At 52.1% G+C, this 12733-nt stretch carries 9 protein-coding genes; 2 read left to right on the top strand and 7 right to left on the bottom strand.

Going from position 1 to position 12733, the window contains the following annotated elements:
- Positions 1-230: 230 nt before the first annotated feature.
- From ABJV08_RS04500 to ABJV08_RS04490, 3 genes are all read right to left on the bottom strand, one after another.
- Positions 231-2648: a TonB-dependent receptor gene (locus ABJV08_RS04500; protein ID WP_348038596.1), complete on the bottom strand. Its 2418-nt coding sequence runs from the start codon at positions 2646-2648 to the stop codon at positions 231-233.
- A gap of 354 nt (positions 2649-3002) precedes the next feature.
- Positions 3003-3524 (bottom strand): hypothetical protein, encoded by a 522-nt coding sequence (locus ABJV08_RS04495; protein WP_348038598.1) that lies wholly within the window; start codon positions 3522-3524, stop codon positions 3003-3005.
- 64 nt (positions 3525-3588) lie between these two features.
- Positions 3589-3990: a PaaI family thioesterase gene (locus tag ABJV08_RS04490; RefSeq protein ID WP_348038600.1), complete on the bottom strand. Its 402-nt coding sequence runs from the start codon at positions 3988-3990 to the stop codon at positions 3589-3591.
- A 301-nt stretch (positions 3991-4291) separates the two neighbouring features.
- On the opposite strand from ABJV08_RS04490, the gene gyrB reads away from it, so the two are divergent.
- Positions 4292-6784 (top strand): DNA topoisomerase (ATP-hydrolyzing) subunit B, encoded by a 2493-nt coding sequence (gyrB, locus tag ABJV08_RS04485; RefSeq protein WP_348052767.1) that lies wholly within the window; start codon positions 4292-4294, stop codon positions 6782-6784.
- Positions 6785-6838: 54 nt separating this feature from the next.
- On the opposite strand, the gene ABJV08_RS04480 is transcribed toward gyrB, so the two are convergent.
- Together ABJV08_RS04480 and ABJV08_RS04475 are read right to left on the bottom strand one after the other, a co-directional pair.
- Positions 6839-7630 carry an SDR family oxidoreductase gene (locus tag ABJV08_RS04480; protein WP_348041301.1) on the bottom strand — a complete coding sequence of 264 codons (792 nt, stop codon included), beginning with the start codon at positions 7628-7630 and terminating at the stop codon, positions 6839-6841.
- 149 nt (positions 7631-7779) lie between these two features.
- The gene (locus ABJV08_RS04475; protein ID WP_348041303.1) at positions 7780-10257 is read right to left on the bottom strand and encodes a TonB-dependent receptor; all 2478 of its coding nucleotides are present in this window, start codon (positions 10255-10257) and stop codon (positions 7780-7782) included.
- 280 nt (positions 10258-10537) lie between these two features.
- Between ABJV08_RS04475 and ABJV08_RS04470 the strand changes: the two genes are divergently transcribed.
- Positions 10538-11299 carry an SDR family oxidoreductase gene (locus ABJV08_RS04470; protein WP_348041305.1) on the top strand — a complete coding sequence of 254 codons (762 nt, stop codon included), beginning with the start codon at positions 10538-10540 and terminating at the stop codon, positions 11297-11299.
- 8 nt (positions 11300-11307) lie between these two features.
- Here ABJV08_RS04470 and ABJV08_RS04465 read toward each other — a convergent pair whose 3' ends face one another.
- Both ABJV08_RS04465 and ABJV08_RS04460 read right to left on the bottom strand, forming a co-directional pair.
- Positions 11308-11694 carry a limonene-1,2-epoxide hydrolase family protein gene (locus ABJV08_RS04465; protein WP_348041307.1) on the bottom strand — a complete coding sequence of 129 codons (387 nt, stop codon included), beginning with the start codon at positions 11692-11694 and terminating at the stop codon, positions 11308-11310.
- A 15-nt stretch (positions 11695-11709) separates the two neighbouring features.
- Complete coding sequence (locus tag ABJV08_RS04460) at positions 11710-12732, bottom strand: NADP-dependent oxidoreductase (RefSeq protein ID WP_348041309.1); 1023 nt, start codon at positions 12730-12732, stop codon at positions 11710-11712.
- Position 12733 lies beyond the last annotated feature (1 nt).

Here is a 12733-nt window from a genome sequence, read left to right as displayed (position 1 = left end):
AACAGTGAGCGGGGAGCGAAGGAGTTACTTGCCTTGATGCTGATCGACTTTTCCTCTTGTGCTATTGATTTTCCTTACACCGCCAGCGCTCAGATGCTCAACGTCCGGCCAATTAGAAGCCTCCGCTCTTGCGCCCAAAGCGGACGTTAGCGCAATCACGTCCATCCCAAAAAAAGGGCCGGGCAAGCACATGCTTACCCGACCCCATTTATGATCAACGGGAGAGTTGATCAAAACTTGAAAGCGGCCTCCACGAACAATTGTCGTCCGCGGTTTTGTGTGTGCACCCGGTCACCAGCGGTGAACGGAGCGGCGGCATTGGTGTTTGTCCAAATCTCGTCCGTCAGGTTTAGACCGATCAAAGACAATTTCCATTTATCATCGGGATCGCCGATTGATATCGAACCGTCCAATGTAACATAGGATGGCTGGCGATAGATTGTATCGGTCGAATTGGTCCAATAAGAGTCGGAATAGCTGGCGTTTCCGTTCAATCCAAACTCAAGCGCATCACCCATCGGCATCCGCCAGTCAAAGGCGATATTGCCAGAGAATTTCGGGGCGCGCGCCGTTGCGCGACCGTCGACCAAGGCAACCGAACCATCGGGCCTCACAATATCTTCGCCATATTTGGTGTCGGTATAGGATGCGGCACCCGATAGGATCAGTCCTTCGGCAGGAGTCTGCCACGCCCAATCAATATCGATGCCTTTTGTTGTCACTTTACTGGCATTGAAGGTTTGGAAATTGAAAATATTAATGTCGAATTCCTGGATCTGCAAATTATCAAATGCATAATAGAAAGCCGCCACGTTGAAGGTGACTGAGCGATTGGCCAATTGCGATTTTACGCCAATTTCTCCGCCCTGTGATGTTTCAGACGCGAAACGCAATGCGTCTCCCGCCGCCTGGACGACCGCCGGATCAGCGCTGTTCAATTGTGTAACCAAATTGGACGGCAGCGCATTGTTATCGACCCCGCCAGATTTAAAACCGGTCTTGTAAGCTGCATAAATATTCACATCATCGGACAGCTTATATTTCAATGAAACTTCGGGTGACACATTGCTGTCGGAAAACCTGACTGGACCGGCGAAAAATCCAGAGGACACAAAGCCAAAGGCCGTCGTGATAAGGTCATGAACATATGGGAAAGCGATCGTGGTGGATTTCTTTTCATCGGTCCATCGAACGCCGCCTGACAATTCCAGCTGATCCGTAATATCCAGAGTCACACTGCCAAAGAAAGACAGAGCTTCCGCCTTGGCGTTTCGTTCTGCATACCAGTCAAATGTTTCTCCTCCCGGAATGGAGGGCCGCGCCAATCCTGCAGTAAACGCATTTTGCGACGTTCCATATGGGATGTTCCTGTCTTCCCAGAACGCGCCCAGCATGAAATTGAACATGCCATCAAAATCACTGGCCAGACGAAATTCTTGCGTGAACTGAATCAGCTCATTCCGGAAGGGGGCCATGAATCCGGCGGGCGATCCGTTGGCATTGCCGGTATAGTTAAAGTTGCCGTTATATTCATTAAACAGATCGATATAACCGCTTCGCGATGACAAGGTCAGCGTGTCGGTCAGCTCCAAATCCATAGCGAGCCGCGCAAAGAAAATCTTGGTATCGTTATACGGCTGGGAAAGATCTCGACCGTCCCCCGTTGTTCCAGCGAGAACCGTTCCGAGCGCAGGATTACCATCGGCAAAAGGGTAGAGCCCGTCATTGATGTTGCAACTGTGGCTGGAAGCGAAGGCGCCGCCGAAAACGGATGACGTCGGGTTGGGCGTGGCATTGGCACAAGAAAGATCGGAATGGCCAAGGATCGTTTCGCTATTTTGCTTGTTATAATTTATTTTCAGATTCGCGCTGAAATTATCCGCTGGATCCCATTGAAGGGTGATGCGGCCAATGAAATTCTCTATCCCTTTGTCCCGGTCACGTGCGGCAACTTGCGGTTCCAGTTCAACATATTTGGAAATATCTTGATATTGCGCCGCGACACGAACGCCCAGCGTATCGCTGATCGGCCCGGAAATATAGCCTCCAAATGTGTAGCCTTCTTCTTCAAATTCATAAGATGCCTTGCCGGCGATTTCCCACTCCGCCGTCGGATTGGCCGATCGCAAAGACAAAACCCCTGCCGATGCGCTTTTCCCGAAGAAAAGCGATTGCGGGCCTTTGAGAATGTCGATTTGCTCCACATCAAAAAATGCCGATTGCAACAACCGCTGGGTGCTGACCTGCACGCCATCAAAATCAAGGCCAACCGCAGAATCAAATGCGGAGGAGATGTTGCTTGAACCAAGGCCACGCAAACTGATTTGAGCACCCGCGCCAGAGCCTCCGATTTGAACATTCAACGTCGGAATCCGGCCAACGACGTCAGCAATTTCATTCACCTGGAATGATTCCAGAGTGTCGGCGCCAATGGACGTAATATTCACCGGCGTTTCTTGCAAAGACTCTGCCTGGCTACGCGCAGTAACGATGATGATATTCTCATTATTCTCTACTTCAGCCATATCTTGCGCCAAAGCCGGAGCGGCAAAACCGCAGGCACCAATAGCCATTGCTGAAGTCATCAGCGCGGCCCGAAGCTTTTTTGTGGTAAAAATTATGTCGGCGTGATGTGAAATTATATTCATCTCAAACGTCTCCCCTGCGCAGTCATTTTTGACTATCCCGGGTTAGTTTTTTTGAAGATCTTTTTCCGGAATCTGCTGTTGCATAATGAAAGACGCTACGGAATGCGCCACTACCCAAACCACTAGGCGCCCGAAAACATCATCCCATTAAGAACATAGGTCTTGGCGGAGGTGAAAGAATGGAATGGATTTGCTCATTCCATGTCATCGCAATCCAACGCGACCGCCCATTCAATTTCGGGCAGGACGATCGATCCACGCAAATCGGATCTCCGTTTTTGCGTTTGATACGGACGCTATTTCTGAATGGTGCCAGAAGATCGCATCTTAGCGGAATTGGCCCGGCAGACCGGCCTATCCCGCGACTAGCACCACATAAGTGCTTTCGACCCAGCCGCTCTTGCACGGGCCTTCATAGTTGCGTTTTACGCGCACCGGAGACGAGACACCGCAATCCAAGACGCCTTGCGCCGGAGCGGCGGCTGTTTCGCCTTCTTGCGCCGCCGACTTGGATGGCTTGTCATAGACGATGCCATACCATTGCTGGTCGTGACTGCGGGTGCAAATATGAACAGATTGGCCCGCGCCAAGGCTATCAACTTTGTTAGCAGCATCAAAAGGCGCGCTGAGCACCGGCAGGGCGCCGCTGACATGGCGACCGACCTGGCCCACAGATTGACAGGCATCGAAACGGGGACCGCCTTCGCCTATCCGTACCGCCTTGGCCGTGAGTCCTGCCTCGACCCGCTCGGTCCGGCCGGTTGGATTTTCGAGATAATCGCTACTGTCCGCCAGATCATCGCTGACCTTGGTGGATTCTGAGCATGCTGTTATGGTCAGGCATATTAGGGACGCGGCGAGCAGGGATCGTTTCATGAAGGTGGTTTAGCGCAAAAGCGGTGTCTTTGGGAAGCTGCGAATATAAAGTGCCTCCAACCCGTCACAGCACGATCTGGGTTTGCGTCACCACCGCCACCAATGAACCGTCTTCCAGCGTGATTTTTGTTTGCCAGACAGACTGTCGCCGCCCGACCTTGAACGGCATGGCCTCGCCATAGACGATACTGCCTTCCGGGGCCGCGGAGAGAAAATTGGTTTTGCTTTCCGATGTCGTTGTGCCGTTCGACCCTTCCGGTAGGTTGGCAAAACCGCCAAAGGCTCCGAGCACATCGGCAAAGGTCATCACCGCGCCGCCATGGATGCTGGGTGTGCCGCGTCCATTGCCGGCCGTGCATATCTCTGGCCGCACGAGCATCTCGCCGCAAACCTTCTCCTTTTCCATCGAAGTGATCGTGATACCCATGGTTTTGGCAAAGGGCACCATGTCAGCTGGATTGGTCATAGATTTGAATCCTTTTGGGGTTTTTCGGTCAAAAAAAGCAACGATTCGATTTGATTGGTAGCAGGGCCAAAAAGCTGCCAAATGCTCTCGGGTTCCAACAAATGATGGCACATCGACCGCCAATTTGCACCCCTATTCATTTTGATGGTCCTGACTTTTCGCAGGATTTTGACGTGCGCTGATAAATCAATATAAATCCTTGATTTTAAATGCTTTTAATATCGCAAAATCCTACATTTTTCTTGGGTTTGCCAGCGCCAGCGGCTATGGTCCGGCGATGAATGATATTAGTGAAAATGATATGCCGGAAGATGCTTCCAATACTTCCAACCAAAATGAATATGGCGCAGATTCCATCAAGGTTCTCAAGGGCCTAGATGCTGTTCGCAAGCGCCCGGGAATGTATATCGGCGACACCGATGATGGCAGCGGACTCCATCATATGGTGTTCGAAGTTTCCGACAACGCAATTGATGAAGCCCTGGCCGGCCATTGCGACCTGATCCTGATCACGCTCAACGGCGATGGCAGCGTATCGGTCGAGGATAATGGGCGCGGCATTCCGACCGGCATGCACAGTGAAGAAGGCGTGTCGGCGGCCGAGGTCATCATGACCCAGCTTCACGCCGGCGGCAAATTCGAGAATACGTCTGACGACAATGCCTATAAGGTATCCGGCGGCCTTCACGGTGTCGGAGTGTCGGTGGTCAACGCTCTGTCCGAATGGCTCGAGCTGGACATCTGGCGTGAAGGCAAGGCGCATAATATGCGCTTTGAATTTGGCGAAGCCGTTCGTTCGCTAGCCGTGACCGGCGACGCACCGCCAGCAGATAATGAAACCGGGGTAAAAAAGGGGACAAAAGTAACATTTTTTCCTTCTCCAGAGACGTTTAAAATCACCGAATTTGATTTCGAAAAACTGGAGCATCGCTACCGCGAACTGGCCTTTCTCAACAGCGGTGTGCACATAATTTTGCGCGATGCACGGCATGAAGAGCCCAGTGAAATCGACCTGTTTTATGAAGGCGGAATCGCTGCTTTTGTTCAATATCTCGACCGCAATAAAACGGCTCTGGTGCCCGAACCGATCGCTATTCACGGCGACCGGGACGATGTCATTATCGACGTCGCGCTAGAGTGGAATGACAGCTATTATGAGAATGTTCTCTGCTTCACCAACAACATTCCGCAGCGCGATGGCGGGACCCATTTGGCGGCTTTTCGTTCGGCCTTGACCCGGACATTGAACAATTATGCCGAGAGTTCCGGCGCGCTGAAGAAAGAGAAGGTCAAACTGACCGGCGACGATATGCGCGAAGGCCTATCTGCCATCGTTTCGGTAAAGCTGCCCGATCCGAAATTCAGCTCACAGACCAAAGACAAGCTGGTCTCTTCTGAAGTGCGGCAACCGCTGGAAAGCCTGATGGCCGACAAGCTCGCCGAATGGCTTGAAGAAAATCCGCAGAATGCCGCCATGGTGATCCAGAAGGTCATCGATGCCGCGGCGGCTCGTGAAGCCGCGAAAAAAGCGCGAGAACTTACCCGGCGCAAAGGGGCAATGGACATTGCCTCGCTGCCTGGGAAGCTCGCCGATTGCCGTGAGCGTGACGCGACCAAGTGCGAATTGTTCCTGGTGGAAGGAGACTCCGCTGGCGGTTCTGCGAAACAGGGCCGTGACAGCCAATATCAGGCGATCCTGCCACTGAAAGGTAAGATCCTCAACGTGGAACGCGCCCGCTTTGACCGGATGCTCTCGTCCAAGGAAGTTGGCACGCTCATCCAGGCCATGGGCACCGGCATTGGCCGCGATGATTTCAATCTGGAAAAGCTGCGCTATCACAAGATCGTCATCATGACCGATGCTGATGTCGACGGTGCGCATATCCGCACATTGCTGCTGACCTTCTTTTATCGCCAGATGCCGGAGATCATCCTCAACGGACATCTCTATATCGCCCAGCCACCGCTCTACAAAGTGGGCAAGGGCAAAAGCGAGGTCTATCTCAAGGATGACAATGCGCTCGACCAATATCTGGTCGAGGCTGGCTTGACCGGTATGATCCTCCAGACAGGAGAAGGCGCGCGAAGCGGCGAAGATCTGCGCGGCCTGATAGAACATGCTCGCCGCATGCGCAGTCTGATGACTTATGTGCCGCGGCGCTATGACAGCACCATTGTTGAAGGAATGGCGCTCACCGGCGCTCTCAACCCCGATCATGGCCGCACAGAACGGCAAGCCGCCGTGGACGCAACCGCCGCCTGGATGGACAAAGTTGACGAAGAGGGCCGCTGGTCTGGCCAAGTGTCGGAAGAAGGCGGCTATTTGTTCCAACGCTTTTGGCGCGGTGTCACCGATCACCATATCATCGAAGCAAAATTTCTGGAAAGCGCCGAAGCTCGCAAACTCCATCGCCTCGCATCTGAAGAAACCACTACCTATAATAGCGGCAGCCGGTTGGTGAAATCGGCTTCCGGCGACACGGATGCTGGTGATGATGAAGCTTTGGGCTCCAATGGCACATTGATCACAAGACCTTCGGAACTGCTCGACACAGTCATGGCGGCAGGTCGCAAGGGCTTGGCCATTTCCCGTTACAAAGGTCTTGGAGAGATGAACGCCGAACAGCTTTGGGAAACGACGCTTGATCCCGAAGTGCGCTCGCTATTGCAGGTGACTGTGGAACAGGCCGATGTGACGGATGATATCTTCACCAAGCTTATGGGCGAAGTGGTCGAGCCACGGCGCGAGTTCATTGTCGATAACGCCTTGAATGTAGCAAATCTAGATATCTAATTGGCCTGTGCTGCGAAGGGTGGCGCAAAAGGCCAGCCTCCGCATTTGCAGTATCTAGGAAGCGGCCGCGATCGCCCCCATCATCAGTTCCTGGTCCTTGCGGGTTGGATTGCCGCGTAAGCACAAGCCGCCATTCACTTGCAGATTTTCGCCGCTCATATAGCATTCGTCACTCGCCAGGAATACGGCTGCGGCTGCGATATCTTCGCTCGTTCCAATGCGACCCAGCGGATAACGCGCTTCGAATGACTCCACCAAACCAGGCACTTGATCAACACCTGCCGTCATTGGGGTTCTTGTAAGGCCTGGCGAAATACTATTTGCCCTAATTCCGCGCTCGCCGAATTCATGGGCAACGCAGCGAATGATATGATCCGTCGCGGCCTTTGTGCCCATATAAGCAGCATGGTCATTGAGCATAATTTTGGCGGTCGCAGAACTGAGTTGAATGATCGATCCACCATTTTCCATCGCCTTGATCATCTCTTGGTAAAATTGAAACGGGCCAACCAGTTGCAGCGCCGACATCATTTCCAATTCTTCGCGGGTATTTTCCAAAAAGGGTTTAAGGAACCCGAGACCGGTTCCGTTGATGGCAATATCAACCCCGCCCATTTTGCTCTTGGCCGCTTCAGCAAGCTCTTTGACATCCGACTCGCTGGTTAGATCACAAAGCGCATAATGGCCGCCAATCTCTTCAGAGAAGCGTTTCAGCTCGTCTTCCTTACGCCCGGCAACAAGAACATCCGCCCCTTCATCCCGAAAACGTTTTGCGATAATCTGCCCCATATTATCTTGGCCAGCAGCACCGAGAATGACAGCTTTTTTACCTTCTAGACGTCCCATGAAATCCGCTCCTCTTTATAGGCTATCCGAGACTTAACGTGTCACGGTTGCCTGTTTCCACTCTCAATATGGCTATTTGCTCTACGCCAAAAACGAAAAGGCCGGGAGCAGCAAGCTGTCCCGGCCAGATCAGATCAACGGGAGGTTGATCAGAATTTAAATTTGGCTTCCACGAACACCTGACGGCCACGGTTTTGCGTGACAACGAGGTCATCACCAGCCGGTAGGCCCAGAGCATTGCCGCCTGGAGCAAGGAACGGCCGACCACCACTTGTGTTGATCCAGATTTCATCCGTCAGATTAACGCCAACGAGAGAGAGCTTCCAAGCACCATCCGGATCACCGATCGAAATGGCGCCATCGATGGAAACATAGCTGTCCTGGCGAAGATCCGAGAGGGAATCTTCATTGGTAAAATAGGATCCGCTATATTGCAGGTTACCATTCAAACCCAGTTCGAAGGAGTCTCCGATTGGAGTAGCCCAGTCAAATGCGACATTGGCTGCGAATTTTGGAGCCCGAGCCGCTGCGCGTCCGTCCAAATCCTCTCCTGAGGTGGTTACAAAGGTCGATGAGAACTTCGCGTCAGTGTAAGCCATGGCACCCGAGAGGTTGAGGCCTTCAACAGGCGTGGACCAAGCCCACTCCAGATCAATACCCTGACTGGTCAGCTGACTTGCGTTGAATGTCTGGAACTGAACAGTTGTAGCGTCAAAGTTCTGCACCTGCAGGTCATCAAACACATAGTAGAAGACAGAAGCATTCAAAGTGACCGTACGATCTGCAAATTGCGACTTCACACCGATTTCGCCGCCTTGACCAGTTTCAGACTGGAAGATCAGAGCGTTAGCAACTGCTGCTCTAACAGCTGGATCGGGGCTATCAAAACCTAGCAAACTGGAAGATGGCAGTGCGCTATTGTCGATGCCACCGGATTTGAAACCGGTTTTAAACGCAGCATAGACATTCACATCCGGAGTCGCCTGATATTTCAGGGTGACTTCAGGTGAGAAATTCGAGTCCGAGAAGTTGATAGGACCGGAGAAGAAACCGCTGTTAATGAATGCCGGTCCCGCGGACAGGAATGCATGAACATAGGGAACTGCGATTGTGTTGACCTTGGTTTCATTGGTCCAACGCAGACCTCCAGAAAGTTCCAATTGATCCGTAATATCAAAAACCATGCTTCCGAAGAACGAAATCGCTTCAGTTTTGGTGTTATGTTTCTTCAACCAATCATAGCCGCTGCCGGTAACCGGATCAGGTGCCAAAAGGCCGATATTCACACCCAATTGCGACGTATCGAAATCAATTTCGCGGCTTTCGTAGAACCCACCAACCATGAAGTTAAATGGACCATCAAAGTCACTTGCCAAACGCAATTCTTGAGTGAATTGCTCGGTGCGGTTGTTTGGATCACTACAGCCGACACCGCCTGGAGCTCCGCCCGGCAAGATACCGACATAGCCATAGCAATCGTAGTCAATGGCATCGAGATTAAGATAGCCGGTGACCGAAGACACGGTGAAGGAATCCGAAACGTCCAGATCCCATTTTAGGCGACCGAAGAAAATATCCGTCTCACCGAAAGGCCGACCATTTTGAAGCGTGCCCAACCCGGGAGCGCCAGGAGGAAGAATTCTCAAAGAAGGATGGGCATCGGTGTGATGATAGAGGCCATCTGAGTCGTTACAATCTGCATTTGACGGAATGACAACGCCGCCACCGAGCAGGAAGATTTCATCGGCACGGCCATTTGCACCGCAATTGATATCAGAATGGGCGATCGCGCCGTCATTCTTGTTGTTGATATAATTGACCTTCAGATTGGCACTGAAATTGTCAAACGGGTCCCATTGCAAAGTTGCACGGCCAACGAAGTTTTTCAGTCCACGGCTGCCTTTGAAAGCACCGCCAGAATTGAATGCCGGTGTCCCTGGAGCGAGATCGACATAATTTTCAATATTCTGATATTGCGCTGCCAGGCGAATACCTAGAGCACCCGATATAGGACCAGAGATGTAACCGCCTACGGTTGTGCCATTTTCTTCAAACTCATGGGAAACTTTGGTTCCGACTTCCCAATCAGGCGTTGGGTCTGCAGACCGGATAGCGAAAACACCGGCAGAAGCACTCTTACCGAAGAATAGAGACTGCGGGCCTTTCAAAACGTCGATTTGCGCCACGTCGAAAAAGCCAGCCTGCACCATACGCATGGTGCTAACCTGGACACCGTCGAAGTCGAACGCCACTGCAGAATCAAAAGATGCGGAGATATTGGAAGAGCCGACACCCCGTAAACTTATCTGACCACCGGAACCGGAACCACCCACCTGAACATTCAGCGCAGGAACGCGGCTGGTAACATCGGCGATTTCATCCACCTGATATTTATCCAGCGTATCGCCGCCAATTGCCGTTACGGTGACTGGCACTTCCTGCAATGTTTCCGTTTGCTTACGCGCAATAACCGTAATTACATTACTTTCATCAAGCTCATCTGCATCCTGCGCCGCAGCTGGTGATGCGATTCCGGCCAGTGCCATTGTTGCGACCGAACCCAACAATAACGATCTAGCGGACTTGCTTCCCAAAACGGACTTGTTACGCGACGAAAATGTGGTCATTGCTCTCTCCCATTTGATCCGGTGCTTGAACCGGATCCTCACTAAAAAACTGGCGGTTATAAGCGCCTTGATATGTTTTGGTTCTAAGCGTGAGTTTCGGTTGGCTCTGCTAGCCAAATTGATAGCAAATATCGAAAACTGTGTTTTTCCCGCAACATTTAGGTGTTTTTAGCGAAAAATCGGAAGATGCCGTAGCGACAATGCTAGCGATAATAAGCATTGCACCCTCGCCCTGCCCCACGCCTATAGAGACATATTAGTCATTATGGGAGAACAAGAGATGGGCCGCCTAAAAGGAAAAATCGCGATCGTAACCGGAGCCGGTTCTGGCCTCGGGAAAGCGATCAGCGAAACATTCGCGGACGAAGGCGCGCAAGTTGTTCTGACCGACATTGATCTGGACAGCGCGACGAAGGTTGCCAATGCAATTGGCACACAGGCAATCGCATTGCAGCAAGATGTTGTCGATGAACAGCGATGGGATGACATTGTACAGGCAACAATTGACGCCTTTGGAACACCGCACATCTTGGTCAACAATGCCGGTCTCGTTCTCCCCGGCACAATCGAAAGCTGCTCACTCGAACTGTTCCGCAAACAGACATCTGTTATGCTCGACGGCGTGTTTCTCGGTTGTCGCGCCGCGGTCAATGTCATGAAAGCCAATGACCAGCCGAGCTCGATCATCAATCTCAGCTCCATGGCAGCGCTGCAAGGATATTCACCGTTTATCGCTTATACTGCAGCCAAGGGTGGAGTCAGGTCGATGACCAAGTCAGTGGCCTTGCATTGTAAGGAACAAAATTATCCAATCCGGTGCAACAGCCTTCATCCGGCTGGCATAGATACACCGATGGTTCGACAAGAATCGGTCGGCGCAGCTGGAGATGCCACACCGGCAACCGGAATAATCCCGCTTGGCGGATTGGGGCATCCTGACGATGTTGCCAAATTATGCGTTTATCTCGCTAGCGATGAATCCCGCTTCATGACGGCAGGCGAATATCCGGTAGACAATGGTTTGCTCTACAAACCGGATTAAAACCAGGCTTAGGCTGCACCCATCACAGCCGCCATTTGGCTCTGAAACTCCGCGAGATCAAAATAGTCTCTCCATTTCGCAATCTTACCCTCGCGCATTTCAAACGTCCCCATCACGCGGATCGCGATCCACTGCCCGTTGATCTTGAACTTGTCGGTGCGCTCGGTCAAAACCGTATCGCCTTCAGCAACTATGTGATGCACGATCCATTCCGCGCCTTCAGAACCCATGCCGGAGCCATCAAAAAACGCCTTTACCGCGCCAAGACCAACACAGGGTTCCATGGGAATATTATGGTAGAAAATATCCTCTGCCATAGCAGCGTAGATCGCGTCATAGTCCATACGGTTCCAAGCTTCGATAAAATCGAGAACCTGTTGCTTGCTGTCAGACATCGTCAATCTCCTCTTCTATTTTGCGGGCGAGACATCAAGGATCATCTTGCCCTGATTGGCGCCGGAGAATAGCTTCATAAATGCGGCGTAGCTGTTTTCGATACCTGTATCGATATCCTCATCATGCTTGATTTTGCCTTCGCCCATCCACTGCGCCATTTGGGCAATACCTTCAGGGAAGCGAGGTGGATAGTCGCGAACCAGGAAGCCTTTGATCGTCGCCTGCCGCGAGATCAGATACCATAGGTTGCGAATTCCAATCGGATCCGGGCTATTATATTCACTGATCATTCCGCAGAGCACGACGCGGCCATGTTCGTTGATGGCGGTAATCCCAGCATCGAGAATTTCGCCACCAACATTTTCCCAAATGATGTCCACGCCATCGGGAGCCGCTGCGGCGATTTCCTTTTCAAGGTCCGACTGGCTTTTGCCGCGATAATCAATAGCGGCGTCAAATCCATAATGATCCACAAGCCGTGCGCATTTTTCCGCTCCGCCAGCAATGCCAACAACCCGACAACCTTTGATCTTGCCGATTTGCCCGACCAGCGAACCCACAGCCCCGGCAGCACCGGTGACCAGCAAGGTCTCACCCTCTTTGGGCTTGCCATCGTCAATCATGCCAAAATAGGCGGTCATGCCAACAGCGCCGAGAACCGATAGAAAGTTGGTCGGCGAAGGGACGAGCGACGCGTCCACTGGTGAGGTAAAGCCCCCCGCTTGTACAACAGAATATTCTTCCATCGCACCCAGACCGACGACCCATTGGCCAACCGGGAAATCGGGGTTTTTGGACTCACTGACTCTGCCAACGCTGCTGGCGGTGACCGCTGCCCCCAAAGCGATTGGTGGCATATAGCTTTCCGCATCGCTCATCCAACCACGTTGAGCCGGATCCAATGAAATATAGTGATTGCGCACGATAAACGCGCCATCATCTATCGCAGGAAGATCTTCTTCAACCAACGCAAAATCGCTTTCTTTTGGTTCTCCAACGGGGCGACTGACGAGCGTAAATTTGCGGTTCTTGGTCATA

Source organism: Parasphingorhabdus sp. (assembly GCF_039982395.1).
Lineage (GTDB): Bacteria > Pseudomonadota > Alphaproteobacteria > Sphingomonadales > Sphingomonadaceae > Parasphingorhabdus.
Note: the sequence above shows the minus strand (reverse complement) of the source record. Positions and strands in the feature narration are given on the sequence as shown.

Excerpts from the sequence above, each read along its gene's own strand:
- ABJV08_RS04470 (WP_348041305.1), top strand. The coding sequence starts at position 10,538 with ATGGGCCGCCTAAAAGGAAAAATCGCGATCGTAACCGGAGCCGGTTCT.
- ABJV08_RS04495 (WP_348038598.1), bottom strand. The coding sequence starts at position 3,524 with ATGAAACGATCCCTGCTCGCCGCGTCCCTAATATGCCTGACCATAACA.
- ABJV08_RS04480 (WP_348041301.1), bottom strand. The coding sequence starts at position 7,630 with ATGGGACGTCTAGAAGGTAAAAAAGCTGTCATTCTCGGTGCTGCTGGC.
- ABJV08_RS04465 (WP_348041307.1), bottom strand. The coding sequence starts at position 11,694 with ATGTCTGACAGCAAGCAACAGGTTCTCGATTTTATCGAAGCTTGGAAC.
- ABJV08_RS04475 (WP_348041303.1), bottom strand. The coding sequence starts at position 10,257 with ATGACCACATTTTCGTCGCGTAACAAGTCCGTTTTGGGAAGCAAGTCC.
- ABJV08_RS04460 (WP_348041309.1), bottom strand. The coding sequence starts at position 12,732 with ATGACCAAGAACCGCAAATTTACGCTCGTCAGTCGCCCCGTTGGAGAA.
- ABJV08_RS04500 (WP_348038596.1), bottom strand. The coding sequence starts at position 2,648 with ATGAATATAATTTCACATCACGCCGACATAATTTTTACCACAAAAAAG.
- gyrB (WP_348052767.1), top strand. The coding sequence starts at position 4,292 with ATGCCGGAAGATGCTTCCAATACTTCCAACCAAAATGAATATGGCGCA.
- ABJV08_RS04490 (WP_348038600.1), bottom strand. The coding sequence starts at position 3,990 with ATGACCAATCCAGCTGACATGGTGCCCTTTGCCAAAACCATGGGTATC.